Raw genomic sequence first — 25,641 nt, 5'->3', positions numbered from 1 at the left:
ATTTCAGGGTACTGAAAGTGAAGTTTCACATAATTGCTGCCCGCTGCATAGCATCTGGCTTCGTTTAAGGAACAGTCTTGAAATCCTGGCTCACACGTCTCAAACACATTGCCTACAACACGGCCTTTATCTATAACATCCGGATGATGATCGCCTTTGCCGGCACCGCCTTTGTTCCTTATCTGCTCGGCTATCAGCTGGCCACCATTCCGCTAACCTTGGGCGTGGTCGCAGCCGGTTTAAGCGATATTGATGACCGCTTCTCTTTAAGAATCCTGAACCAGACTTATACCTATATCGGCTTTTTTATTACCGCCGCCTCCATTCAGCTGCTGTTTCCACATCCGGTGCTGTTTGCCATTGGCCTGATTATCTCCTGTATTGGCCTGATTCTGCTCGGTTCTCTGGGCCGGCGTTATGCCACCATTGCCTATGGCTGTCTGGTGATTTCGGTTTATGCCATGCTCGGTGTGGACCTGTTTGAAGACTGGTACACCCAGCCAGCCTTGCTGGTGGCCGGTGCAGTCTGGTACGGGCTGATTTCCACCATCAGCTTTTTACTGTTTCCGGTACGGCAGCTACAAGACAAACTTTCGCAAAGCTATGCCTCGTTAGGCGATTTCCTGTTTGCCAAATCCAATCTGTTTGATGTCGATATGACCCCCGGCAGCTATCAGCAAAGCCTGATTGACCTGTCAATGGAAAATGGCAAGCTGATTGGCCTGTTTAATGAACTGAAAACCGCGCTACTGACCCGTTTAAAAGGTGACCGTGGCCAGAAAGACACCCGCCGCAGCCTGCAGTATTATTTTATTGCCCAGGATATTCATGAACGCGCCGACTCTGCGCATATTGACTATCAGAAACTGGCCAAAATTTTTGAGCACAGCGACATCCTGTTCCGTTTCCAGCGCATTCTGGCGATTCAGGGCAAGGCCTGTAAAGATTTAAGCGAAAGCATCCTGAAGCGTGAACCCTATATTCACAGCAAACGTTTTAAACATGCCTTTGAAAACCTGAAACATTCGCTGCAAAAGCTACGTAGCGAACAGCAGTATGATCAGGTCTGGGTCAATGCCCTGTTTGCCCTGTATCAGAACCTTAAATCTATTGACGCGCAGTTACGCAACCTGGAAACCGAGCGTTATATCAAGCTGGATAAAACCAAACATATTGAAAACCAGCTTAAAGATGATGACCTGAAAGGCTGGGATGATATGGTCATCCGCATCAAGCAGCATTTAACTCCGGAATCGGTGCTGTTCCGGCATGCCATTCGATTATCGGCGGTGCTGCTGATTGGCTATATTTTTGTCCAGGTCACCAATATTGAATACGGCTACTGGATTTTACTGACCGCACTGTTTGTGACCCAACCCAACTTTAACGCCACCAAACGCCGCTTACGCCTGCGGATTGTCGGCACCCTGGTCGGGATTCTGGTCGGTTATAGCATCTTATATTTTATTCCGTCGGTCGAAGGTCAGCTGTTGCTGCTGGTAGTCAGCGGAATTCTGTTCTTTGAATTACGCAGTAAGCAGTATGCCCAAGCCACCGCCTTTATTACCATTCTGGCGCTGATTAACTTTAACCTCGATGGCATGGGCTTTGCCGCCGCCCTGCCGCGTATGATTGATACTTTAATTGGCTGTGCACTGGCCTGGTTTGGCGTCAGCTTTATTTTCCCGGACTGGAAATTCCGCCGTTTACCGCGCACCATTCGCCGTGCCTTAAATGCGCAGTGTGATTACCTGACCGAAGTGATCGAGCAATACAAAACCGGGCGCAATAACGGCCTGACCTATCGCGTGGTACGCCGTGCAGCGCATAATACCGATGCCGAACTGGCCTCGCTCATTTCTACCCTGGCCACTGAACCGGATTTTGATGCCTCGCAAAAAGCCCAGGCTTTTGAATTGCTGTGCCTGAATCATACCTTTATCAGCTATATTGCCGCGCTGGGGGCACACCGGGAAAAAATTGAAGATCCAGAGATTTTAACCCTGCTGGATAAAGCGCTGGAAGATATTCGCGGTGCCTTGCTGAACGATGAAGTACCCGATCTGTCTTCGCAAAATATGCTGCATACCATCCGGCAGCGTTTAAGCCAAAATCATCAGGAAGATCAACAGGGATTGATTATTTTGCAGCAGTTATCGCTGATGCTGACCATCCTGCATCAACTGAGTCAGCTAAAACAGAGTTTAAGCCATGACCGTGATCAGGATGCCACCGAACTGGCCTCGTTATAATTCGGATGATTTTGCAACAATAGACTCCTGAAATGCTGTAATTAATGCTAAACTTTTCTGAGTTTGAAATTTGTTAGTTCCACTATGACCGCGAAAAATTTATACGCTTATACTTTACAGCCTGTGAACTACGACATTAGCGAAGCCGAGCAACGTCATGCCCAGCTTTTAATTTGGCGTAGCACCAACAAAATTGGCACCAAAGCCTGGGCGATCATGGGCATTATTACGGCCCTGTCTATTCTGGGGATTATCCTGATCAAGAACTATTCCACCATTTTCTGCTGGGTAGCTCTGGTCTGTGTGGTGCTGTACTTCCTGATCCGTAAATTCGGTCTGGAATGGTATGCCAAACGCAAAATGAATGAATTTCCGGTACAGGAAATTAAAGGCATCCGTCTGGGCGTGCAACCGCACGGCATCATCATGCGCCAGCAAATGGGCCTGCAAGAAGGCATGGGCGCGATTAGCTGGAAAGATATTTATGAATGGTATTCTACCCCGGATTTCATTCTGGTGAACTTTACCGTCAAAGGTCAGCAAGGCGCTTATATCTTGCCAAAACGTCTGGATTCTAAAAACTTTTCTTTTAAAACCATTCGTAAGCACCTGCTTGAATCTGTAGGTGAGCCAAAACAGCTTTAAGCCTGTATGTTCAAAAAAACCTCCACCCTGCTGGAGGTTTTTTTATCCGGTTTGTACCAATCTAAATGATAATGAGAATAAATATTATATTCAAACTCTATTCCATCTCGCTATTCTTCAGTTATAATTTCGCCCATTGTTCTCTTCACACTGCTGCTGTATTGCTATGCTTAAAAAAATATTTTTCCAGCTGCACTGGTTCCTTGGAATTAGTGCGGGCCTGATTCTCGCACTGATGGGTGTTACCGGTGCGATTTATTCCTATGAACAACAAATTCTAAAATGGATGAATCCGGACAGTTATACCGTGCAGGTCGAAAACCGGGCCAAGCTCACCCCGGCGGAAATCTATCAGCATTTTCAGCTGACTCAGCCTGAAACCAAAATTAATAGCATTACCATTGCCTCCGATCCGGCAGCATCGTCCAGTGTCAATATTGCCAAAGAAGGTACACGCTGCGGCCAGAATGTGCTGATTAACCCCTACAGCGCAGAAGTGTTACCCGAGATTAAAGGCCGTGAATTTTTCCAGTTTATCCAGCAGTTACACCGTAACCTGACCGTTGGCCCGGTCGGCAAGCAGATTACCGGTGCCTGTGCCTTGATGCTAATTTTCTTTGTCTTGAGTGGTCTGTATCTACGCTGGCCGAAAAAGCATTCGGTAAAACAGTGGTTCTTTGTGAAGCCAAAACTCAAAGGCCGTAACTTTATCTGGGATTTACACGCCGTTGTCGGCACCTGGGTGGTGATTTTCTACCTGATTCTAGCCTGTACCGGCCTGTACTGGTCTTATGACTGGTGGCGTAATGGCATGTTCAAGGTGCTGGGCGTAGAGCGTCCACAACCGCAAATGCAGGCCAATGCCGCGCCGCAAGGCCGTGAACGTGGCGAAGGTGCTGCGCGTGAAGGTCGTGGCGAGCGTGCGGAAGGACTGGATTCGCTGCAAATGCAGGCTGTATTAAACCAGACCTGGACTGGCGTACAGGCACAACTGGGACGCGACTACTCAACCATGACCCTGAATCTGCCCAAACAGGCCAATGGTGAAGTCAGCCTGAACTTTGTCGATGCAGTACCGCAGCATGAACGTGCCCGTAATAGTGCAACCTATAACTATCAGACGGCCAGCCTCACCGACATCAGCCTGTATGAAGATAAAAAGCTCAATGAAAAAATCATGAGCAGCATGTTACCGGTTCACCGTGGCAGCTTCTTTGGTCCGGTGTACCAGTTCTTTGCCATGGTCGCTTCCCTGCTGATGCCGCTGTTCTTTGTGACCGGCTGGATGCTGTATCTGAAACGTCGCAAGCAGAAGAAACTGACCCAGGCAGCACGGAATAGCGCAAGCGCCGTCACGGTTGATCCAAATGCCAAACCGTGGCTGATTGCCTACGCTACCCAAACCGGCGTGGCTGAACAGCTGGCCTGGCGTACTGCGACCAGTTTGCAGGAAGCGCATCAGCCGGTGACCGTGAAACCGGTCCAGCAATTGAGTCTGGAAGATCTGCAATCGGTAGAACAGGTGCTGTTTGTAGCCAGTACCTATGGTACCGGTGAAGCACCTGATTTAGCCTCCAGCTTTGACAAGAAAATCCTGAGCAGCTCGGCCAATTTACAGCATCTGCGTTATGCGGTACTGGCGCTGGGCTCCAAGGAATATCCGGACAGCTACTGCAGCTTTGGTCATAAAATTGATCAGTGGTTACAACGCAATCAGGCGCAGCCTCTGTTTGCCACCATTGAAGTGGACAATGCCAGCAATGAAGATATCCAACGCTGGAATACAGCACTAGCTCAAGCCACCCAGCTTGAATTGCAAGGCATGGACATTCACAAGACCTTTGACAGCTGGATTCTGAAACAGCGTGATCTGCTCAATCCGAACAGTCTGGGTGCACCAGCCTATAATATCGAGCTGGCGCCGCAACACGAAGCACACTGGGAAGCCGGTGATATTGCCGAAATCCAGCCAGGGAACAGTCCTGAGCGTCTGGCAGCCTTTATACAACAGCATCAGATTCAGCCGGGTACCCTGCTAGATTCGACTGGTGAACCGATTGAACAGGCGCTCTGGGACAAAGACCTGACCATTGAAGTCGAGCCGTTTGCCAATCTGGAACAGTTACTGGAACAGTTACCGACCCTGCCTGCACGTGAATACTCAATTGCCAGCATTCCATCACAGCAGATTCTGCGTCTGGTGGTCCGTCAGCAATCCGATGCCCAAGGTCAACTGGGTCTTGGTTCGGGCTGGCTCACCCAACATGCGCCGCTACAGAGCAGTATTGCCCTGCGCATTCGCACCAATGAGTCGTTCCACCTGATTGATGACAACCGTCCAATCATCTGTATTGGTAACGGGACTGGTATTGCCGGACTGATGAGTCTGTTACAGGCACGTATCCGTCATGACTATACCCAGAACTGGCTGATTTTCGGTGAACGTCAGCGCGCACATGACTTTTTCTATGAAAATATTGTGTCTGCATGGCAAAGCACCGGCATGTTGCAGCGTCTGGATGTGGCCTTCTCGCGTGATCAGGAACAGAAAGTATATGTACACCATAAATTGCGTGAACAGGCCAAAGAACTGCAACGCTGGATTGAGCAAGGTGCCGTGATTTATGTCTGCGGCAGTATTGATGGCATGGCCAGCGATGTTGACCAGACCCTGATTGAACTGCTTGGTGAAGCTACGGTGGATCAGTTACGCAGTGAAGGCCGTTACCGCCGTGATGTCTACTAAGTTTTGCTAACTTGCTGAAAACTAAAATTGAAAAAACCGGACTTGATGTCCGTTTTTTTCATCTTGATCTTTTATAATCTGCAGATACATCACGCTATTTATGATCATTCCGCCATGCAGAGTCACAGCCACGCCCCACTGAAACGTCTTCTGAGCCTGATGGCTGCAATTCTACTACTGGCCAATGGTCTGTGGTTGCTCAGTCTGAACAGCTTTCATTTTGGTACCCTGCTGCCGATGCTGCTCGGTGCAGCACTGTTCATTTATGCCTTGTGTTATGTTCCGCTACAGCGCTGGATTCGACAGCGCCCGCTCTATCAACAAGGCTGGCGTTTAGTATGGGGTGCTTTCTGGGTCTGGCTACTCAGTGTAGCGCTGTTCTTTGGCTACTTACACTGGCAAAGCCTGCATAGCCAACCCAATCCAAATACGCAGGCGATTCTGATTTTAGGCGGGGGAATCCAGCACAACCAGCCGACGCCGACCTTGGCCAAACGCCTAAATGCAGGTGCCACGTTGGCCAAGCAGCTGCCACAAATTCCCATTATCGTCAGTGGTGGCGCCGCTTTTGGGAATCAGTGGACCGAAGCCAAAGTGATGGCGCACTATTTAACAGAGCAACATCATCTTCCGAAAACACGGATTCTATTGGAAGCACGCAGCACCAGTACCGCTCTGAATTTCCAAAACTCCAAGGCCTTGCTGGCACAGCACGACATTCAGCTCAGTGATCCGATTGCCGTGGTCACCAGTGATTTTCATTTACCGCGTGCGCTGGCCATTGCCCGCAAACAGGGCTATCAGCAGCCCTTGCCCTATAGCGCTCCTACACCACTCTATATTCGCTATAACTCCTGGTTACGCGAATATTTTGCTTATGTAAGTGGTTGGCTGCTCAATGAATATTAATACCCAATAAAGATTAATTAAGGCGAATGGAACGTGGCGAAGGCAGTTGCAGGTTTTTATAGACCTCAGGTTTTTGCAAATAAATCTGGTAAAGATAGTTTTTAATATCCAGCAGCAGCTTTTCCGGTGCTACCAGCACATTCTGCCCTTCAGGACTAAGATTCATTGACACCAGTGTGCTTTCCTGCCTTAAAAATGGCAGGACTTTTTCAATAAAATCTTTAAAGCTGACTTCCTGAATATCGTAATTTTCCCAGTTGTCTTTGACCAGCAGTTTGGCCAGACTTTTATTTTGCCAGACCGCAAAAGCGCGCTGTCCGGTGGGTGTGGCACATAAGGCCCAGCCGTCATGATACAGCGCAAACACTTGTCCCTGGCTGACCATGATTTCAATAAACTGTTTGTAAATATCTTGAACGTTATAGCTTGAAGTTTGAGATTTAGACGCGGCCTTGCGTTGATATGGATTGCGCATAGATCATCCAGTCCATTTTATTGTTTTATAATGCTGGGATTCTATGGAATATTTAAGATTTAGGCAAGAAAGATATGGTGGGCGCTGACGGGATCGAACCGCCGACATTCTGCTTGTAAGGCAGACGCTCTACCAACTGAGCTAAGCGCCCTGAAGAGTAAAAAATAATATATTATTTTTTACGACGCAAGACCAACGAAGTGTGTAGTCTTGGTAATTGATCACATTTTTCACATCAGGGCATGAAAAATGGCGCAGCGGACGGGGCTCGAACCCGCGACCCCCGGCGTGACAGGCCGGTATTCTAACCAACTGAACTACCGCTGCAACGGTAATTGCGTAAGCAATTAAGGTCTTTTAAGCTTTACAGCTTGAATATGGTGGGCGCTGACGGGATCGAACCGCCGACATTCTGCTTGTAAGGCAGACGCTCTACCAACTGAGCTAAGCGCCCTGATTAAGATTGTCAATCTTGAGTCCACTATAAGCTCAGGAAACTTATAGGGCTATTCTTTAAGATGGCGCAGCGGACGGGGCTCGAACCCGCGACCCCCGGCGTGACAGGCCGGTATTCTAACCAACTGAACTACCGCTGCATCGCAAAAGAATCATGGTGGGCGCTGACGGGATCGAACCGCCGACATTCTGCTTGTAAGGCAGACGCTCTACCAACTGAGCTAAGCGCCCTCAAAAGCATTTTATGTAAATGGCGCAGCGGACGGGGCTCGAACCCGCGACCCCCGGCGTGACAGGCCGGTATTCTAACCAACTGAACTACCGCTGCACTTACACAAAGTCACTATTGTGGTTCAAACGAATATTAAAGAAGCTTAAGTGGCGCAGCGGACGGGGCTCGAACCCGCGACCCCCGGCGTGACAGGCCGGTATTCTAACCAACTGAACTACCGCTGCACGTAAGAATCTTTAACGTAAAGGCTTGGTGGGCGCTGACGGGATCGAACCGCCGACATTCTGCTTGTAAGGCAGACGCTCTACCAACTGAGCTAAGCGCCCTTAACGTCTTCATCGTTTGTGAGGTGCATTATAGAGAATCTTTACCGCCTGTCAAACGCTTTTCTGCCAGTTTTCACTTTTTTATGACTGAGTGATTAAAAAATAAGTGATTCGCTAGAAAAACAAACAAATTCTGTATGTTATTTGACTTTATTCAAAAAATTTTATTTTTAGCCCACTTGAGAATAGAAGAAATTTCTTGCAATTACCCCCCTGCTCGCCTGCACATTTTTATTTTTTCCCTGTGAAAAATGGCAGCAAAATTCAGGCTTAAGTCTTATGGCTGGGGTTCAATGGCCAAGGGACTAAAATCCAGCCGCTCTTCAGACAGATACACCAATGCCTGTTCTGGAATCAGCTCGAACAGCTCGATAATGTCGCGATTGCGCATCCGGATACAGCCATGTGACTTGGGAATACCCATCGGTTCAGTATCTGGCGTGCCATGCAAATAAATATAACGTTTAAAGGTGTCACAGCCAGCGCCCTGGTTAAAACCATCCTCCAGCCCTGATAGCCATAAAATACGGGACAAAATCCAGTCACGTTCAGGAAACTGTTCGGCCAGCTCATCATCATAAATTTCACCCGTCGGCTGACGGGCAATAAACACGGTATTTTCCGGCGCATCTGCACCAAACTTGAGGGCCACCTGATGCCAGCCACGCGGGGTTTTGCCACTATTTTCCGCTTCACCAATGCCCTTTTCACCGGTAGACACCACATACAGTTTATTGTGTTTTGGTAGATATAAGGTCTGCTCAGATAAATCGACCAGAATATCCGCAGCATGTAGAGGATAGATCATTCTTGCTTTACCTTTGGTGGAGTGACAACAACAGGTTCAGGACGTAGCCATAACCAGATTGCCACCACAAACATAGTCAGGTTGGTAAAAATTTTGACGGCCAGCGGAGCCGTGGTAAGTAACATGATGCAGGCACTGATCAGCATCATGATGGTGGCAAACCATTTGGCTTTACGCGGTACGGTGCCATTGGCACGCCAGTCTCTTAAGGTCTGGCCATATTTGGGATGGTTCAGCAACCAGGCATCCATTTGCGGCCAGCCTTTGGACGCGGCCCAGGCCGCTAAAATCAGAAAGACTGTTGTTGGCATACCGGGCAACACTGCACCAATGAAGCCGAGGATGACAAAAATCACCACCAAACTTCGCCAAAACAATACTCTCATACCGCAACCCTACCCGTCGAATTGCGCTAGTATAAAGCGTTTTTAAACTTTTCTTCGTTGTAATTCTGCTGTTTAACCATGGATTTACTGATGTCGCCTAACACCTTTACTGATATTTCTGCTGAACCCTGGTTAAATTTCCGCAATCCGCTGGTGCGGCAACTGGCCTTTAGCGTGGCCAGTCCCAACATTTTACAGCAGCTGCCACCAGCACTGGAGCAGCGTTATGGCTTTGATTTTCATCCCACAGACTGCTGGTTGCAGCACTTTGATCATTATCAAAGCCGGCTGAAGCATTTAGACCAGCATCCGGCTGCACTGGAAGATTTTTTAAGCCAGCTCAAAAGTACCCGGCTAGGGCTGCGGTTTGAAATGCTGCTCTGGTTCTGGCTGACCGAGCGTGACTATCATCCTTATGAATTGCTCGGACATAGCATTCAGATAATTGATGGACCACGCACCACGGGCGAACTCGATTTTCTGCTGCTAAATCATGACCACCAGCAAATTGAACATTGGGAAGTGGCGCTCAAATATTATCTGGCCGAACGTGATTTGAGTCTGCCCTACTGGTATGGGCTGAACCGCAGCGACACCTTATTACGCAAGTTAACCCACTTTACCCAAAAGCAGTTTCAGTTTCAGCAGGCCCAAGGTCATACCATTCAACAGCGCTTTGCCGTGTTAAAAGGCCAGCTGTATCTGCCTGAACATGCTACTGCACAGGCTCTTCCTGACTGGGTCAATCCCGAGCGCAGAATTGGCACCTGGGGCCAGCATTTGCCGAAAAGTCATCAGGATTTTTACCGACTGCAACGGCATGAATGGATTTGCCCACATGCCAGTCCAAGCAGTTCAGCCAACGCATTCTGGAGCAATGGCTTATATCTGAATCAGGATCAGTCAGCATTTTATATGTATCGTAACCCGGTGCTGATGGATGCCTGTTATCAGCACTATTGGACTAAAAGCCTATCTTTGAACAACATTTAATTACTCAACCACAATCAAAGCACTATATTTTTTTGGCTGTATATTTCTTACTCTAATTTTCACATCAGAATAATTTATGCTTAATGATACGGAGATGATGATGAAAAAAATTCTAGCGACTTCATTACTAATGATGTTTGTTCTGACTGGTTGTAATACAGTAAAAGGTCTAGGTGAAGATGTCTCTTCAGCAGGTAATGCGGTAAGTAATACGGCTGAAAAAACTCAGGATGAAATCCGTCAATAATCAAATTTCAATGCAAATTCCCGGCAAAAACCTTATCTCCTGATAAGGTTTTTTTATATTAAAAACTCCCCTTCTCGGCATGATTCCCCTATTATAGGGGCAAATTTTTTGCATGATTCCAAAGCCATGAACCACTCAGATACGCTCGAGCTCAGCTTACAGTTATTACGTCAACCTTCCGTAACACCTGTTGATCATAACTGCCAAGACATCATGGCGGAACGCTTAAAAAAGATTGGCTTTAATATTGAATCAATGCGTTTTGAAGATGTCGATAATCTTTGGGCGCGTAAAGGCACAGAAGGCCCGGTGTTCTGTTTTGCCGGTCATACCGATGTGGTCCCTACCGGTAGTTTAGATGCCTGGCATTCTGACCCGTTTGCTCCAGAAATTCGTAATGGCAAGCTCTATGGCCGCGGCAGTGCCGATATGAAAACAGCATTGGCAGCCATGGTAGTGGCTTCAGAACGCTTTGTGGCCAAACATCCAGATCATAAAGGCTCAATTGCGTTCTTAATTACCTCCGATGAAGAAGGCCCATCCATTAACGGTACCGTGAAAGTGGTTGAAACCTTAGAAGCACGCAATGAAAAAATGGACTGGTGTCTGGTCGGTGAACCATCAAGTACCCATCGTCTGGGTGATATTGTCAAAAATGGCCGTCGTGGTTCATTAAATGCGGTATTAACCGTGAAAGGCAAACAGGGCCATGTGGCTTATCCGCATCTGGCGATTAACCCGATTCATACCGCCTCTAAAGCGCTGGCTGAACTGTGCGAAACCGTTTGGGACAATGGCAACGAATACTTCCCGGCCACCTCTTTCCAGGTGTCGAATATTCAGGCCGGTACCGGTGCAACCAACGTGGTACCAGGTACCATGACCGTGACCTTTAACTTCCGCTACTCGACTGAAGTGACTGCTGAGCAGCTCAAAGCCCGGGTACTGGAAATTCTGGACCATCATCAACTGAACTATGACATTCAATGGACACTGTCCGGTTTACCATTCCTGACCCCAGTCGGTGAACTGGTCAATGCCGCCAAAAATGCGATTCGCAATGTGACTGGTGTTGAGACTGAACTGTCTACTTCGGGCGGAACATCAGATGGCCGCTTTATCGCGCCAACCGGTGCACAAGTGCTGGAACTCGGTGTGCTGAACGCGACCATTCACCAGATCAATGAACACGTGAATATTGATGATTTAGAACCACTGGCTGAAATTTATGAGCAGATTCTTGAAGGCCTGCTGACTTAATTTTTTGCTGTTGCATAAAAAAGGAACTCCGTGGAGTTCCTTTTTTTGTGTCTGTTGCCAACTGTTAAATTAGCTATTCAAACCCAGACTGGCCTGAATATGTGCCAGATTCGGGACATGGAATACCTGCTCACCTATACGCACATACTGGAATACCGCCGGATGTTGGCCTTCACGCTCATCATCAACCACTTCCGAAATACGCAGACGGATGGTTTTTGGCATGGCATTACACATCAGGGCAAAACGCTGGTCAATTTCATCGCCTTCAATCACCAAGGCAACGCCCTGATTTTGCTCTGGATGGGTAACACGATATACCGGCAGTTTTAGATCATGCCACTCGACATGATCGACTGCGGTAGAACTGTCCAGCGCCGACAGGACAATATTCTGCGGAATCAGCATATCTTCCTGATCATGACATTCCACAATATAGGCATCAATAAAGCCGGTCGAAACGGTAATCAGATGTTGCAGTTCCTGCTGGCTAATCTGGTCGATTTTGCTGGTGCTGTTGCTTTGACTCATGCTTTAGCCTCACTGCTATGCAAAATGTTTTCAATATTGGCAAGCAATTCTGCTTCCTGGAACGGTTTACCCATATAGTGCGTTACCCCCAAGCTAAAGGCACGTTCGCGGTGTTTTTCACCGGTACGCGAGGTAATCATGATAATTGGCAAGTCACGATGGATGTCATGGTGGCGTACCAGGTTGGTCACCTCAAAACCGTCCATACGCGGCATTTCAATATCCAGCAGCATCAGATCCGGTTTAACATTTTCCAGCTGCTCAATCGCATCGACACCATCTTTGGCTGTGACCACATCAAAGCCCTGACGTTCGAGCAGACGTGACGTGACCTTACGTACGGTCACCGAGTCATCCACAATCATCACCAGACGACGGGTATCACGACGCTGTACTTCACGCGGCTCCATCACATGCTTGATGCGCTGGGTGGCCTGAATCTGACGGGCAATATTCTGACCATCCAGAATCAGACAGACCTGACCATCACCGAGAATGGTCGCGCCGGCAATCGAGCCCACGCTGGAGAACTGCTGCCCAATCGGTTTCATCACAATCTGGCCACGTGAACCAATCAGCTGATCCACCAGTAAGGCAATGGTCTGACCAGTATTGCCTTTAATCAGCAGCACCGGCAATGAATGCGCGATATTGCTTAACCGTGGTAATGGCTGATTGGCAACAAACTCGGACAGATAGCGCAACTTATAGTTTTGCTGATCAATCTTGAAGTAATCATCTTTGCTGCTGAAGTAACTTTCCAGTGCAGAAGGCGAAATTCGTACAATACGGTCAATTTGCGCCAGTGGAATCGCGAACTGCTGATCGCCAACTTTCACCATCAGGGCATCGGATACCGCCACTGTGGTCGGTACGCGAATACTGAAGGTGGTGCCTTTACCGAGTTCAGAATCGACCTCGACATGGCCGCCCAGCGCTTTAATTTCGCTTTGCACCACGTCCAGACCGACGCCACGACCTGAAATCTGGGTCACGGCTTGTGCGGTACTAAAGCCCGGATGGAAAATCAGCTGCAGAATTTCTTTCTTGTCCAGCTGCTGCTCTGGCTGAATCAGGCCAAGGCTCAGGGCCTTGGCGTGAATTTTGGTTTCATCAATCCCCTTACCATCATCGGTAAAGCTAATCAGTACATCAGTGCCCTGACGGCCAATGTTCAGCTCAATCTGGCCCACTTCCGGCTTCGCTGCCTGTTTACGTACAGCGGCATCTTCCAGGCCATGGTCCACCGCATTACGCAGCATGTGTTCAAATGGTGAAATCAGGCGTTCCAGAATGGTCCGGTCCAGCTCGCCTTCGGTATTGTGTACCACCAGCTCGGCAGGACGGTTTAAGGTCGATGAAGTCTGACGCACAATCCGCTGTAAACGTGGCAACATGCGCGAGAACGGTACCAGACGGGTACGCATCAGGCTTTCCTGAATTTCTGCCTGAATCCGCGACTGTTGCAGTAACAGACCTTCGGCATCACGAATCTTGTCCGCCAGCGTGGTCTTAAAGTCCACCAAGTCCGACGCCGATTCCGCCAACGATTTTGACAGCTGGTTCAAGGAGGAGTACTGGTCCATCTCCAGCGGGTCGAAGTCGGTATAGCGTGAATGTTCATCACCATGTTTGGCAATAATCTGGCTTTCCAGCTCGCCTTCCATTCGGCGTAACTGATCGGCCAGACGTTTAATCGCCAGTTCCATTTCATTCAGGGTACCGCCCAGCTGACCCAGCTCCATCTCGATTCGCGAGCGGTTAATCGCGTTTTCACCCGACAGGTCAATCATCTTCTCAACCAGATCAGCCGAAATACGGATCATCTCATTGCTGTTATCCAGCTGTGCGGTTTCGCTCCATTCGCCCTGCATGGATGGCGGCTCGGCACCATCACCCTGCACAAATTCGAAGGTTTTGCTTGGCGCCAGCAGATCGGCGGTATGGAAGCGTTCTGGCAGCTGCGCCGTCGCATTGACGTATTCAATCGACTCCAGGCTGGCTTTCAGGCTATCAAAATTGCTGTAATCGCGCTGGAAGATGGCTTCTTTTAACCAAGCCACAGTGGTGTTCAGTAAGGCATCATAGGCATTGGAATTAAACTGATGCACCGCGAACTGTTCAAAGGTATTTTCCAGCTGATAGGCAATCACGGCCACCGGCTCGATTTCGGCCATACGCGCGCCGCCTTTCAGGCTGTGCGCAGCACGTTGTAACTGCAGCAAAATGCTTCGGTCACTACGATGGTCAAACCACTGCTTTAACAGGCTTTCTGTGGTGTCGAGCAGCTCTTCAGCTTCTTCCAGGAAGGTTTCTTCCACAATCGAATGCAGATTGTCTTCACCGTCATTTTCAGTAGTAGATACCGCATCTGTAGGGATGGTTTGCTCAGCCAGGGTCGGTGCATCTTCCAGTACCGGTTCGCTGCTAGTATCTGGCTGCTGCTCATCTTCAGGCGCAGCATAGGCTGTTTCTGCAGGTGCTGGTTCCAACTCAAATTCAAGTGCAGATGCATCAGACTGTTGTACATCTGCGCTAGAGGTTGCTTCAGCCGCCACTGCCAGCGATTCAGCTTCAACCAGTTGACCTTGGGCCAGTTCGCTAATATTTTCCAGAATCGCCAGTGATTCCTGCGCCGGATAATCGACCTGCTGTTCACGGATGGTCTGGATACGGTCCGCAATATTGTCCTGAACCAGACGGATAATCTGAATCAATGCGGTCGATGCGCTCATCTGACGGTTAATGATGCGCTCATAAATAGTTTCTAAATGGTGCGCAATCAGACCGATATGGCTGGCTGCAATCATGTTGGCACCACCTTTTAAGGTGTGCAGATGGCGCATCAGATTGTTCAGTGCAGCAGTATTGCTCAAGTCTTGGCTCCAGCTGTTAACATCCTGGTCAATACCCGTAAGTAACTCTTCGGCTTCTTCCAGGAAAATGTCCAGCAGGTCTGAGTCAAAGTCCTTATTGGCTTCAGCGCTGTCCATGTATTGACGGTCAGCTTCCAGACGCTGTGACAATACGGCCAGATTCAGCCCGGCACCGGCTTCAACCGTTTCGGTTACAGCTTCTGTGGTATCAGTTTCTGGGCTTAGTGCTTCAATATCCTGCTGTACAAAGGCACTCAGGTTATTGATGATCTGCTGAGCATCTTCGCTTAAGCTGACGCGTTGCCCGGCAGCCAGGGTATCAAATAGATGGATAAATTCCTGATGCGCCTGTCCAAATAATTCAAAGGCATAATCGCTATGCAGCAGGCTTGGCTTGTCCAGCAAGGCCGCATAGGCCAGTTGTAATTCCTGGATAAAATCATGAATACCCTGAGAGGCGCGGTTATCGGTACGCTCTACCAGCAGCTTCGCCTGATGGCTCAGGGTCTGGATATATTCCGGATATTCAGCCTGCGCACGCTGGTCAAATTCGAACTCGGCATCGAGTAACTGATCAATATTCAGTTCAATCAGCTTGGATACCAAACCTTGCGGATTCACTGACTCATCGACATCTTCCAGGCTAAAGCCGTAGTTCTGCCATGCAGTATTGAAGGTCTGATAAATCCGGTCCATGCCGGTACTGTCATTCTGTGGCAACAGATGCAGATAATCCCGCACAAATTCAGCATATTGCAATAACAGTGCGGTTTCTTTGGAGGTCGATTCAATTTCATCCTGCAACAAGGTCTTGAACAGGTTTTCGACCTTGGAGCTGGCATCAAAAATCTGCTCGATGTGTGCCATGGATGAACTGCCGCGCAAGGTATGCAGGGCACGAATCAGGCCATTGTAATCTTGGGTTTTCAGCTCATCGTGTGCCAGGAAGCGGTCCACTGTTAACAGGTGTTCTTCCGCTTCTTCAATAAAGATGGCCAGTGTTTCAGCTGCTAGCGGATCTTCTTCAACACTATCAGCCACAGCTAGCTCGGTGTCTGCAGCACCCTGCTCATCAGTGCTTGCTGTATCAAACTCTAGACCGGTAATACTGTCGCTGGATGTTAAGCTGCTCGCCAGTTGTAACAGCTCTTCTAAAGCCGGTTCAGGACTTAAATTTTGTTGTAATTGTTGTCCTAACAGCACCAATGGACGCAGGTCCAGTGCCATCGGCTGAGCATGTTTAAAGCTTGGATAAAGTTTGTATTCAAAGACGTTCGCCACCGCAGTTGCAAACTGCTGCACCTGCGCTGACAGGGTCAGGCTACCGGAAATGACCCGGTTTAAGGTATCTTCAACCGTCCAGGCCAGCTCTCCTGCCGACTTGGCACCAACCATGCGTCCAGAACCTTTTAAGGTATGAAAATGACGGCGAATGGTGGTTAGCGTTTCCTGATCGTTAGGCTGCGTGGCCCATTGAGCCAACAGGTCTTTTAGCTCAACGAAGATTTCTTCAATTTCTTCAACAAAAATTTCTAGAATTTCTGCATCTTGATCAAGATAACTATCTTCAGGAAGCGCAGTCGTTTCAACTAAATTTTTTAATATTTCTTTCATAGCTAAGGCTTCTTATGTTTTCAGCGCCCAGCGGCACTCAAACTTAATTGTAACCATCACGTATAACCTAACCCTGAAGTTAAGCTGATCTTGTCGATGCTTGGCTTGATCTGTGTAAAACAGAGAGCTTCCCGAAAGAAGCTCTCTGTGGCTTCCTTAGTCTGGAAGTTTAAAGTCGGTTACAGATTCACGTAATGATTCCGCCATGCTGGCCAGTTCAGAAACCGAACGTGCCGTATCGAAGGTTGCTGTCGTGGTTTGCGACGTAATTTCCTGTACAACGTTCATCGTGGTCGCAATATGACCCGCCGAAGCCGACTGCAGTTTCGCAGCGTCAGAAATGTTGGCAATCAGTTTCGCCAGGTTATTCGATACGTTCTGAATTTCATCCAATGCCACACCGGCATCCTTGGTCAAGTTCGCACCACGAACAACCTCAGAGGTGGTTTGTTCCATCGAAATTACCGCTTCGTTGGTATCGGTCTGAATGGTTTTAACCAGGGTTTCAATCTGCTTGGTTGCAGATGCTGAACGTTCCGCAAGACGCTGTACTTCGTCGGCTACGACCGCGAAACCACGACCTGCTTCACCGGCCATCGACGCCTGAATTGCTGCGTTTAAGGCCAGAATGTTAGTCTGGTCGGCAATATCGTTAATCAGGGCAACGATGTTACCAATTTCCTGCGAAGATTCACCCAGACGTTTAATACGTTTCGAGGTTTCCTGAATCTGCTCACGAATGATATCCATACCCTGAATTGAACGGTTTACAACTTCCGCACCATTCGATGCAATTTGTACTGAACGTTCCGCAACCGCTGCAGATTCTTCGGCGTTGGCAGATACCTGGTCAATCGACATCGCCATTTCGTTAATCGCAGCAGATGCACCGGCAATTTCCTGCGCCTGGTGTTCAGATGCTTCGGCCAGCTGGTTGGTAATTTCCTGAGTATTGGCGGTATAACGCGCTACTTCGTGAGAAGTTTCATGAATACGCGATACCAGGTCACGTAACTGGTCAATTGCGAAGTTAATCGAGTCGGCAATCGCACCGGTAAAGTCTTCCGATACGGTCGCGTATGAACGCAAGTCACCATCCGCCAGGTCGGCAATTTCATCCAGTAAACGTAAAATCGCGTTCTGGTTACGGTCATATTCGTCTTGCAGACGGGTTACACGTTGCTTATCGGATTGACCACGTAAAGTCAGTAATTTGAATACCAGTACCAGGAAGACCAATAAGCTGGCAATTAACAGTACGGCCGGAATAATGACTGCCGGGCCTGCACCGCTAGATAATTTGTTTAACTGGTTTAACAGCTCATCTGACTGACTGAAAATGTCCGATGCAGCCTGACGTACACGTACAATCTGCGCCGAGTTATTTAATACCGTTGCCGATGCAGATTTTAAAACGTCATCATATTCAAACTGGATGCCTTCTAAAGCTTCACGCAGGCCTGGGTCCGAAATACGCTGTACACCGAGCTCTGCACTACCGTTCAGCTGGGCATTTAAGTAAGCACCGAATGTTTCGGTATCGGCACTGAAGTCATCGGCAGATTCACGCGAGTTTTCTGAACCGGTTAATACCGAGCTGATTGAACGCAGGATACGTTCTGCAATGAACACCTGGTTCTTGGCAATAACCACCTGGCTACTTGGCATGTCCTGACGTGCCATCTGGTCAACCATCAGGTTATATTCGGCCTGAATCCCCGGAATGGTTTCACTGATCGCGATGTTGGTGTCATACAGTTTGCTAATGATGGCCTGTTGCGAGCTGATCGTATCAATATTCTGAGAAACTTTGGCCCAGTCGGCTTCGACTTTTTCCAGCTCGGCCGAGTTACTGCTAATATCTTTTACCGTTTCCAGGTTGTCTTTAAAGCTTTGTTGTGACTGGGTCAGCTTCTGGATCGATTCTTTGGTGCCTGAAGCAGTGGCTTCAGTGGCCTGACGTGAAATGGTCTGCGATAACAAACGCAATTCACCCAGACTCTGGGTTAACTGGTTGGTACGCGGTACGCTATAGAATAAAGACAAAAGACTGATAATCGAGACCAACAGCGCAACTGCGGCAATGAAAATAAGTGGCTTTGATTTATTGGTATCACCGAATACACCCGCAAACTGGTCAATTTGCGTCTGTAATTTTGCGACTGATGCCGAACCGCTTTTGCGGTTGGTTCCATCGCCTGAGTTTTTCTTTTTAAGTTTAAAGCCCATGCAGCTTCTCCCCGATTTTCGCCTTTATATATGCGTACGCGATAGTTAATTTATAAATTTTATAGATGCGTTCATAAATTTTGGGTTTTGCAATAAACGACTAAATAAGAAAATATGCCATTGCTGGTTATGCTGGTGGAAATATCCCTGACAATATTCTTGTAAATTACTATCTAAATCATTGTGTTTAGAAAAGAAACTTTTCTTATTAAAGTGTTGGATCCCCAAAACTTGATCTACAACCAAACCGACATAATGGTCTTGATGACTAATACACATTACTTTTTGAGTCGGTGAATAAGCACTGCTATGTCCAGAAACATAATGTGCCAAGTCTGAAACTGAGAGTAATCGGCCCCGGATATTGGCCAGTCCCATGACCCAGTTCTGGGTGTTAGGTACCGGCGTATATTTTGGTGGATAGATAACCTCAGTGACTTCCCCCAACGGGGCAACGAAATATTGCCCCATCATCTCAAACGCAATGCCAGACCATCGGTTTACTTCATTTTCAGTTGTAACGTAGTTTTTATTTCCCCGTTTAGACAACCGAAGTAATTCGATAAATCCATTTGCGGCCATAAGTTATCCTGCATTCAGGTGTTGATTAATAACGTCTATTAATTGTTGTTCATCTACAGGTTTAGTCAGATAATCGCTGGCACCCTGACGTTTCCCCCAAACGCGGTCAGTGGCTTGGTCTTTGGTACTCACGATCACAATTGGAATATGCTTGGTGGTATCCCCACGGGCAATTTGACGGGTTGCCTGGAAACCGTTTACACCCGGCATCACCACATCCATCAGCACCAAGTCAGGAAGCTCAGCCTGTGCCATGGTCACCCCGTCTGCACCATTGGCTGCTTCAAGCACTTCAAAACCATGCTTAGTCAGAATTTCTTTGAAGCGGAATGTTTCTGTTGGAGAATCATCTACAATTAAAATACGTGCCATCTTTATATTCCCCGAGTTATGCGCTTACGTGATTACGAATCGCGTTTAAAAGCTCATCTTTACTAAAAGGTTTGGTTAAATATTCATCTGAACCCACCACGCGGCCTTTGGCCTGATCGAACAGACCATCTTTACTGGACAGCATGATGACTGGAATATTCTGGTAGTTTTGCGAGTTTTTAATTAATGCGCAGGTTTGATAGCCATCTAGACGTGGCATCATGATGTCAACAAAAACGATATCCGGATTTGCATCGGCAATTTTAGATAATGCTTCAAAACCGTCGACGGCAGTGACCACTTCATAGCCTTCACGCTGTAATAAAGTTTCAGCTGTACGACGAATGGTTTTTGAATCATCAATCACCATGACTTTTAGATTTTGGAGTTTATCGTCCATTTAATGACCCTTCCCATTTTGTTTGTACAAGCAATTCGGTGTAGTAGAATTTTATTTACATAATTATGGTTATTTTTAACATATCTTTACTTTAGGTTTCAATGAACAGTTTTTGCCCAAACCTACACTTTATAGAAACTTTGTATAACTGCTTCACACTTTTCCATGACCATTGATTTTTTTTTGTCTATTGTATTTTTTAAATTTCTGATTCTGGTCTAATATAACAGTTTAAAGACTTAAAAATAAGTAAATTAGTCAACTTTATCTCGGGGAAGCTTGTGCGTACTTTTTTTCAAAAAGCTCTCACAAAAAGGGCGCATACATCATTGTTCAGTAAATCATTACTGGGCCTGCTGCTGGCTTTACAGATAGGACAGCTGTCTGCCAATACCGACAACAAGCCGGCGTGGTATCGCTACTACGATAAAAACGGCGTGGCCAATATCAGCAGCAATGTTACGCCAAACCATATCCGCTATGGCTATGAAGCACTGGACCGCAACATGCAGGTGATTCAGCGTGCGCGTCCCTATAATAGCGAAACCGATGCCCGTCAGGCGCCACAACGTGCCGCGCAAGCCCGTCAGCGCGAGCAGGATTTAAAACTAAAACAGGCCTATACCAACAGTCATATTGCTACCCAGCAACGTGACAATGCGCTGGCACATATTAAAAAGCAGATTGCCTTTCAGCAGGAACAGTTAAAACAATTACAGAATGACCGGATTGTGTTTAAACGTCAGGAAATGGAATATCTGCGCAAAGTCAAACCGGTCCCGGAACAGCTGAAAAACAATTTAAACAACAACCTGACCAACTTAAATCAGAAAAGACAGCAGATTCAATCGTTACAAACGAGCTATCGAAAAACACAGGCAGAATACGACAGAATTATTACTCGCTTAAAAGCACTTGAATAAAGTGAAGTTTTTAATTGAATTGTCATGTGACAAGAAAAATAAGGATAAATATGCATGCGACCAGCACCGCGTATATCACATACTTCTACCCGTTTTCGCACGCCCCTGCTGAGCCTCAGTACCCTTTGCCTGTGCCTGCTGCTGACCGCCTGCCAGAACTCAGAACCGGAACAGGCCCGTAGCGAACCAGAAACCATTGAACTGATTCAGGATGATGTGGTGGCCGTGCAAACCGGCGACTCGGTGTCCAAATCTGCCTTTACCGGCACTATTCGTGCCGTACAACACAGTAGCATTCAGGCACAGGTCACTGCCACCGCCAGTGCAGTCAATGCGCAAGTGGGTCAGCGGGTTAGCAAAGGTCAGGTGCTGGTCCGTTTAAACAATCAGGATAATGCCGCGCGTCTGGCGCAAGCACGCGCCAACCTTGCCTCCACGCAGGCACAAGCCAATCAGGCCCGGGTGATGATGGAGCGTAAACGTCGCCTGCTGAATCAGGGCTTTATTTCCAAAGTTGAATATGAACAAAGTCAGGTCGATTATCGTGCCCAGCTGGAAAATGTCCGTGCCCAGCAGGCCAACGTCGATATTGCCGAAAAAGCCGATCGCGATGGCACCATTCTCAGCCCGATTAGCGGGGTGATTACCCAGCGTCAGGTCGAACCTGGCCAGACGGTTTCTGCCGGCCAGACCCTGTTTGAAATTGTTAATCCGGACCGGCTGGAAATTCAGGCTAAACTGCCAAGTGACCAGCAGTCTGCACTCAAGGTCGGCCAAAAGATTGAATATAAAATTCAGGGCAATCCGGCCCAACTGACCGCCACCTTAAGCCGGGTATCTCCGATTGCCGATCTGGCCAGCCGTCAGATCGAGTTTTTTGCCACACCCAATGAATCCATCAACTCGCTCAGCATCGGTGCCTTTGTTGAAGGCAATATTATTTCGTCCAACTCGATTTCCGGTCAGCTGATTCCTTTAGACACCATTCAGGATATACAAAACAAACCTTATGTCTGGGTCATTCGCCAGAACAAGATTGTCCGGGTCGATATTCACGTGCTCGAGCAGCGCTATAGTGACAATACCGCCATTGTAAGCGGATTGCAGGCCGGCGATTTAGTGAGTCGGGTCAAGTTTAGTCCGCAGAATGAACAGCAACCGGTCAGCATCAGCCAGACCGCCGAAAACGCCTCAGGATAGAAAACTATGTGGTTTACCCGAATTAGTGTCAAATATCCCGTTTTTACGGTCATGATGATGCTGTGTCTGATGGTGCTGGGTCTGGCTTCCTGGCAGCGTATGGGCGTTGAAGAATTTCCGGATGTCGATTTCCCGTTTGTGGTGGTCTATACCAACTATCCGGGCGCCTCGCCGGAAACGGTTGAATCTGAAATTACCAAGAAAATGGAAGATCAGATCAACACCATTTCCGGTCTCAAACAGGTGATTTCCCAGTCCAGTGAGGGCCTTTCCACCATTATTGCCGAGTTCAATCTGGATGTATCTTCTGCCGTAGCGGCGCAGGATGTACGCGATAAAATTGCCAGTGTCACTGCCGAATTCCGCGATGAAATCCAGGACCCGGTGGTGGAGCGCTACGACCCGACGGCCAACGCGATTATGTCGATTGTGTTTGAATCCGAGCAGATGTCACTGCGTGATTTAAGTGCTTATCTGGACCAGCACATTGTACCGCAACTGCGCACCGTACCGGGAGTGGGAACAGTCAATTTACTCGGTGATGCACAGCGCCAGATCCGGATTGAAGTACAACCAGAAAAACTGCAAAGTTTCGGGATTGGCGTAGATCAGGTCATCAACACCCTAAAAGCAGAAAATGTTGAAGTGCCGGGCGGCACCCTGAAACAGGCCAACAGCGAGCTGGTGGTTGAAATTAACTCCAAGGTTATCCATCCGCTGGCCTTTGGGGACCTGATTATTGCCAATAAAAATGGTGCACCGATTTATCTGAAACAGGTCGCTGACATTCAGGACAGCCAGGCCGAACTGGAGTCCAGCGCCTTTTTGGATGGCAAAACTGCGGTTGCGGTGGATATTCTGCGCAGTTCAGATTCTAATGTCATTGAGGTGGTCGATAACACCTATAAAGTGCTGGATGACCTTCAGCAACAATTGCCTGAGGGCACCACAGCCAAAGTGGTGGTCGACAGTTCCAAAGGCATTCGCGGCAGTATCCGTGATGTGGCCCGCACCATTATTGAAGGTGCAGCACTGGCAGTACTGATCGTCCTGCTGTTTTTAGGCTCGTTCCGCTCCACCGCCATTACCGGCCTGACCCTGCCAATTGCCCTGCTCGGCACATTGACCTTTATCTGGGCCTTTGGTTTTACCATCAACATGATGACCCTGCTGGCCCTGTCTTTAAGTATTGGCCTGCTAATTGATGACGCAATTGTGGTACGGGAAAATATTGTCCGCCATGCCGATATGGGCAAAGACCACGTTACCGCAGCGCTGGATGGCACCAAAGAAATTGGTCTGGCGGTTCTGGCCACCACCCTGACCATTGTTGCGGTATTCCTGCCGGTGGCCTTTATGGGCGGGATTATTGGCCGTTTCTTCTATCAGTTTGGGGTCACGGTCAGTACCGCAGTTTTAATTTCCATGTTTGTTAGCTTTACCCTGGACCCGATGCTGTCGGCACACTGGGCCGAGCGTAAGAACCCCAACAAACAGCCAGGCCGGGTGAAACGTTTTCTGAACTGGATTTCCACCAAACTGGACAATCTTAGTCATGTCTATGAAAAGCTGCTGAAACTGGCCTTACGCTTCCGCCTGATTACCCTGCTGATTGCGGTGGCCTCGTTATTTGGCGCACTCGGTTTATCCAAACTGATTGGTACCGAATTTGTACCGGTACCGGACAAAGGTGAAATCCGCATTAAATTTGAAACTCCGGTGGATGCCTCGCTGGAATATTCACAGGCCAAACTGAAACAGGTCGATCAGATTATTCGCCAGCATCCACAGGTTATTTCTACCTATGGTTCGGTTAACAGTCTGACTGACCGCGGTAAAAACCATGTCAATTTACGCGTGAGGGTTACACCGCGCAATGAGCGTAAACAGACCCTAACCGAGCTGAACAATGAATTCCGTGAACGGCTGCAAACCGTGGCTGGCATTCGCGTCACCTCGGTAGCCTCGGCAGATGAAACCGTATCGGGCGGGCAAAAACCGGTGATGATTTCGATTAAAGGGCCGGATTTAAACCAGCTACAACAGATTTCTGACCGCTTTATGCTGGAAATTGCCAAGGTAGACGGTATTGTCGATCTGGAAAGCTCCTTGAAAGAACCGAAACCGACACTGGAAGTGCAAATCAACCGGGTACTGGCCAGTGATTTAGGCCTGTCTGTGAACCAGATTGCCAACGTAATTCGTCCGCTAATTGCCGGCGATGACGTCACCACCTGGCAAGATGAAAACGGCGAAACCTATGATGTAAATGTCCGTCTGACTGAAGACCGCCGCAGCCTGCCGGGTGATGTCCAGCAGATGTCGCTGACCTCACAAAAAACCGATGCCAATGGTCAAGCCATTCTGGTGCCGTTGGCCAGCGTGGCCAGCTTTGAAGAAAATCTTGGTGCTTCGCAGATTAACCGTCGTGATCTGGCCCGTGAGGTTCTGGTCGAAGCCAATACCGCAGGTCGCCCAGCTGGTGATATTGGCCGGGACATTGAAGCCATTCAAAACAACTTTGAATTGCCACCGGGTTACAGCTTCGATACCCAAGGTTCCAATGCCGATATGGCTGAATCTGCGGGTTATGCACTGACCGCCATCACCCTGTCGATTGTGTTTATTTACATTGTGCTGGGCTCGCAATTTAACAGCTTTATTCACCCAGCTGCGATTATGGCCTCGTTGCCACTGTCGCTGATTGGGGTGTTTTTGGCGCTGTTCCTGCTGAACTCCACCATGAACCTGTTCTCGATTATCGGGATTATCATGCTGATGGGACTAGTCACCAAGAACGCCATCCTGCTGATCGACTTTATTAAAAAGGCCATGGACAGAGGTGAGCCGCGATATGAGGCGATTATTCAGGCCGGTAAAACCCGTTTACGCCCGATTCTAATGACTACCTCTGCCATGGTAATGGGCATGGTCCCGCTGGCACTCGGTCTGGGTGAAGGCGGCGAACAGAGTGCGCCCATGGCCCATGCGGTAATTGGCGGGGTGATTACCTCGACCCTGCTCACGCTGGTGGTGGTGCCCGTCATCTTCACCTATCTGGATGATTTCAAGAATTTCATGCTGCGCCAAAGCCGCAAACTGATGTCTTGAGCCAGAAGAAAACACAATGAGGTGACATTCCGAATGTTCACCTCATTTTTTTATCGTATAATCTCTGC

General features: G+C 48.3%; 19 protein-coding genes and 8 tRNA genes. 10 read left to right on the top strand and 17 right to left on the bottom strand.

The window, feature by feature from the left end:
• Window positions 1-77 precede the first annotated feature (77 nt).
• From yccS to FTU54_RS10040, 4 genes are all read left to right on the top strand, one after another.
• Window positions 78-2,252: a YccS family putative transporter gene (yccS, locus tag FTU54_RS10055; RefSeq protein ID WP_168370088.1), complete on the top strand. Its 2,175-nt coding sequence runs from the start codon at window positions 78-80 to the stop codon at window positions 2,250-2,252.
• Window positions 2,253-2,336: 84 nt separating this feature from the next.
• The gene (locus FTU54_RS10050; RefSeq protein WP_005179510.1) at window positions 2,337-2,897 is read left to right on the top strand and encodes a YcxB family protein; all 561 of its coding nucleotides are present in this window, start codon (window positions 2,337-2,339) and stop codon (window positions 2,895-2,897) included.
• Between the two features lie 166 nt (window positions 2,898-3,063).
• Window positions 3,064-5,643 carry a sulfite reductase flavoprotein subunit alpha gene (locus FTU54_RS10045; protein ID WP_180074705.1) on the top strand — a complete coding sequence of 860 codons (2,580 nt, stop codon included), beginning with the start codon at window positions 3,064-3,066 and terminating at the stop codon, window positions 5,641-5,643.
• 114 nt (window positions 5,644-5,757) lie between these two features.
• The gene (locus tag FTU54_RS10040; protein WP_180074704.1) at window positions 5,758-6,552 is read left to right on the top strand and encodes a YdcF family protein; all 795 of its coding nucleotides are present in this window, start codon (window positions 5,758-5,760) and stop codon (window positions 6,550-6,552) included.
• Window positions 6,553-6,565: 13 nt separating this feature from the next.
• Here the strand turns inward: FTU54_RS10040 and FTU54_RS10035 are convergent, their stop codons facing one another.
• The 11 genes from FTU54_RS10035 to FTU54_RS09985 all read right to left on the bottom strand — a co-directional run bounded on the left by FTU54_RS10035 (window position 6,566) and on the right by FTU54_RS09985 (window position 9,235).
• Complete coding sequence (locus FTU54_RS10035; protein ID WP_005179520.1) at window positions 6,566-7,027, bottom strand: DUF2750 domain-containing protein; 462 nt, start codon at window positions 7,025-7,027, stop codon at window positions 6,566-6,568.
• A gap of 75 nt (window positions 7,028-7,102) precedes the next feature.
• Window positions 7,103-7,178: transfer RNA gene (locus tag FTU54_RS10030), tRNA-Val, on the bottom strand.
• Between the two features lie 99 nt (window positions 7,179-7,277).
• A tRNA-Asp gene (locus FTU54_RS10025) sits at window positions 7,278-7,354 on the bottom strand.
• Between the two features lie 51 nt (window positions 7,355-7,405).
• Window positions 7,406-7,481 (bottom strand) — tRNA-Val (locus tag FTU54_RS10020).
• Between the two features lie 65 nt (window positions 7,482-7,546).
• Window positions 7,547-7,623: transfer RNA gene (locus FTU54_RS10015), tRNA-Asp, on the bottom strand.
• A 15-nt stretch (window positions 7,624-7,638) separates the two neighbouring features.
• A tRNA-Val gene (locus FTU54_RS10010) sits at window positions 7,639-7,714 on the bottom strand.
• A 20-nt stretch (window positions 7,715-7,734) separates the two neighbouring features.
• Window positions 7,735-7,811 (bottom strand) — tRNA-Asp (locus FTU54_RS10005).
• Window positions 7,812-7,862: 51 nt separating this feature from the next.
• A tRNA-Asp gene (locus FTU54_RS10000) sits at window positions 7,863-7,939 on the bottom strand.
• A gap of 26 nt (window positions 7,940-7,965) precedes the next feature.
• Window positions 7,966-8,041, bottom strand: a tRNA-Val gene (locus FTU54_RS09995).
• Between the two features lie 277 nt (window positions 8,042-8,318).
• Window positions 8,319-8,849: a cell wall-recycling L,D-carboxypeptidase ElsL gene (gene elsL, locus FTU54_RS09990; RefSeq protein WP_005179524.1), complete on the bottom strand. Its 531-nt coding sequence runs from the start codon at window positions 8,847-8,849 to the stop codon at window positions 8,319-8,321.
• Window positions 8,846-9,235: a YbaN family protein gene (locus FTU54_RS09985; protein WP_005179527.1), complete on the bottom strand. Its 390-nt coding sequence runs from the start codon at window positions 9,233-9,235 to the stop codon at window positions 8,846-8,848. The genes elsL and FTU54_RS09985 overlap by 4 nt, the downstream gene beginning before the upstream one ends.
• 90 nt (window positions 9,236-9,325) lie before the next feature.
• Between FTU54_RS09985 and FTU54_RS09980 the strand changes: the two genes are divergently transcribed.
• The 3 genes from FTU54_RS09980 (at window position 9,326) to dapE (ending at window position 11,735) form a co-directional block, all read left to right on the top strand.
• Window positions 9,326-10,228 (top strand): DUF1853 family protein, encoded by a 903-nt coding sequence (locus FTU54_RS09980; RefSeq protein ID WP_180074703.1) that lies wholly within the window; start codon window positions 9,326-9,328, stop codon window positions 10,226-10,228.
• A gap of 100 nt (window positions 10,229-10,328) precedes the next feature.
• Complete coding sequence (locus FTU54_RS09975; protein WP_005179532.1) at window positions 10,329-10,475, top strand: entericidin A/B family lipoprotein; 147 nt, start codon at window positions 10,329-10,331, stop codon at window positions 10,473-10,475.
• A gap of 126 nt (window positions 10,476-10,601) precedes the next feature.
• Window positions 10,602-11,735: a succinyl-diaminopimelate desuccinylase gene (gene dapE / locus FTU54_RS09970; protein WP_180074702.1), complete on the top strand. Its 1,134-nt coding sequence runs from the start codon at window positions 10,602-10,604 to the stop codon at window positions 11,733-11,735.
• Between the two features lie 69 nt (window positions 11,736-11,804).
• On the opposite strand, the gene FTU54_RS09965 is transcribed toward dapE, so the two are convergent.
• From FTU54_RS09965 to pilG, 6 genes are all read right to left on the bottom strand, one after another.
• Window positions 11,805-12,266: a hypothetical protein gene (locus FTU54_RS09965; protein ID WP_180074701.1), complete on the bottom strand. Its 462-nt coding sequence runs from the start codon at window positions 12,264-12,266 to the stop codon at window positions 11,805-11,807.
• The gene (locus tag FTU54_RS09960) at window positions 12,263-16,756 is read right to left on the bottom strand and encodes an Hpt domain-containing protein (protein ID WP_180074700.1); all 4,494 of its coding nucleotides are present in this window, start codon (window positions 16,754-16,756) and stop codon (window positions 12,263-12,265) included. The genes FTU54_RS09965 and FTU54_RS09960 overlap by 4 nt, the downstream gene beginning before the upstream one ends.
• 156 nt (window positions 16,757-16,912) lie before the next feature.
• A complete protein-coding gene (locus FTU54_RS09955; RefSeq protein ID WP_180074699.1) occupies window positions 16,913-18,985 on the bottom strand; it encodes a methyl-accepting chemotaxis protein in 2,073 nt (690 codons plus the stop codon).
• Between the two features lie 45 nt (window positions 18,986-19,030).
• Window positions 19,031-19,567, bottom strand: a complete 537-nt coding sequence (locus FTU54_RS09950) for a chemotaxis protein CheW (protein WP_005179538.1) — start codon at window positions 19,565-19,567, stop codon at window positions 19,031-19,033.
• Window positions 19,568-19,570: 3 nt separating this feature from the next.
• On the bottom strand, window positions 19,571-19,939 hold the full coding sequence (locus FTU54_RS09945; RefSeq protein WP_005179539.1) for a PleD family two-component system response regulator: 369 nt from the start codon (window positions 19,937-19,939) through the stop codon (window positions 19,571-19,573).
• A gap of 16 nt (window positions 19,940-19,955) precedes the next feature.
• The gene (gene pilG, locus FTU54_RS09940) at window positions 19,956-20,339 is read right to left on the bottom strand and encodes a twitching motility response regulator PilG (protein ID WP_005179541.1); all 384 of its coding nucleotides are present in this window, start codon (window positions 20,337-20,339) and stop codon (window positions 19,956-19,958) included.
• Between the two features lie 329 nt (window positions 20,340-20,668).
• Between pilG and FTU54_RS09935 the strand changes: the two genes are divergently transcribed.
• The 3 genes from FTU54_RS09935 to FTU54_RS09925 are packed head-to-tail and all read left to right on the top strand — an operon-like array spanning window position 20,669 to window position 25,573.
• The gene (locus tag FTU54_RS09935) at window positions 20,669-21,262 is read left to right on the top strand and encodes a hypothetical protein (protein WP_171525083.1); all 594 of its coding nucleotides are present in this window, start codon (window positions 20,669-20,671) and stop codon (window positions 21,260-21,262) included.
• Window positions 21,263-21,316: 54 nt separating this feature from the next.
• Window positions 21,317-22,462, top strand: a complete 1,146-nt coding sequence (locus tag FTU54_RS09930) for an efflux RND transporter periplasmic adaptor subunit (protein ID WP_180074698.1) — start codon at window positions 21,317-21,319, stop codon at window positions 22,460-22,462.
• 6 nt (window positions 22,463-22,468) lie between these two features.
• A complete protein-coding gene (locus tag FTU54_RS09925; RefSeq protein ID WP_180074697.1) occupies window positions 22,469-25,573 on the top strand; it encodes an efflux RND transporter permease subunit in 3,105 nt (1,034 codons plus the stop codon).
• Window positions 25,574-25,641: the final 68 nt, after the last annotated feature.

The sequence above is a fragment of the Acinetobacter sp. YH12116 genome, from assembly GCF_013418895.1.
Taxonomy (GTDB): domain Bacteria; phylum Pseudomonadota; class Gammaproteobacteria; order Pseudomonadales; family Moraxellaceae; genus Acinetobacter; species Acinetobacter indicus.
The sequence above is the reverse complement of the archived record's forward strand: the minus strand, read 5'-3'. Positions and strand labels throughout refer to the sequence as shown.

Bases quoted from the DNA above. Each gene is read 5' to 3' on its own strand.
- FTU54_RS10050 (WP_005179510.1), top strand. From the start codon at position 2,337: ATGACCGCGAAAAATTTATACGCTTATACTTTACAGCCTGTGAACTAC.
- FTU54_RS10045 (WP_180074705.1), top strand. From the start codon at position 3,064: ATGCTTAAAAAAATATTTTTCCAGCTGCACTGGTTCCTTGGAATTAGT.
- FTU54_RS10040 (WP_180074704.1), top strand. From the start codon at position 5,758: ATGCAGAGTCACAGCCACGCCCCACTGAAACGTCTTCTGAGCCTGATG.
- FTU54_RS10035 (WP_005179520.1), bottom strand. From the start codon at position 7,027: ATGCGCAATCCATATCAACGCAAGGCCGCGTCTAAATCTCAAACTTCA.
- elsL (WP_005179524.1), bottom strand. From the start codon at position 8,849: ATGATCTATCCTCTACATGCTGCGGATATTCTGGTCGATTTATCTGAG.
- FTU54_RS09985 (WP_005179527.1), bottom strand. From the start codon at position 9,235: ATGAGAGTATTGTTTTGGCGAAGTTTGGTGGTGATTTTTGTCATCCTC.
- FTU54_RS09980 (WP_180074703.1), top strand. From the start codon at position 9,326: ATGTCGCCTAACACCTTTACTGATATTTCTGCTGAACCCTGGTTAAAT.
- FTU54_RS09975 (WP_005179532.1), top strand. From the start codon at position 10,329: ATGAAAAAAATTCTAGCGACTTCATTACTAATGATGTTTGTTCTGACT.
- dapE (WP_180074702.1), top strand. From the start codon at position 10,602: ATGAACCACTCAGATACGCTCGAGCTCAGCTTACAGTTATTACGTCAA.
- FTU54_RS09965 (WP_180074701.1), bottom strand. From the start codon at position 12,266: ATGAGTCAAAGCAACAGCACCAGCAAAATCGACCAGATTAGCCAGCAG.
- FTU54_RS09960 (WP_180074700.1), bottom strand. From the start codon at position 16,756: ATGAAAGAAATATTAAAAAATTTAGTTGAAACGACTGCGCTTCCTGAA.
- FTU54_RS09955 (WP_180074699.1), bottom strand. From the start codon at position 18,985: ATGGGCTTTAAACTTAAAAAGAAAAACTCAGGCGATGGAACCAACCGC.
- FTU54_RS09950 (WP_005179538.1), bottom strand. From the start codon at position 19,567: ATGGCCGCAAATGGATTTATCGAATTACTTCGGTTGTCTAAACGGGGA.
- FTU54_RS09945 (WP_005179539.1), bottom strand. From the start codon at position 19,939: ATGGCACGTATTTTAATTGTAGATGATTCTCCAACAGAAACATTCCGC.
- pilG (WP_005179541.1), bottom strand. From the start codon at position 20,339: ATGGACGATAAACTCCAAAATCTAAAAGTCATGGTGATTGATGATTCA.
- FTU54_RS09930 (WP_180074698.1), top strand. From the start codon at position 21,317: ATGCGACCAGCACCGCGTATATCACATACTTCTACCCGTTTTCGCACG.
- FTU54_RS09925 (WP_180074697.1), top strand. From the start codon at position 22,469: ATGTGGTTTACCCGAATTAGTGTCAAATATCCCGTTTTTACGGTCATG.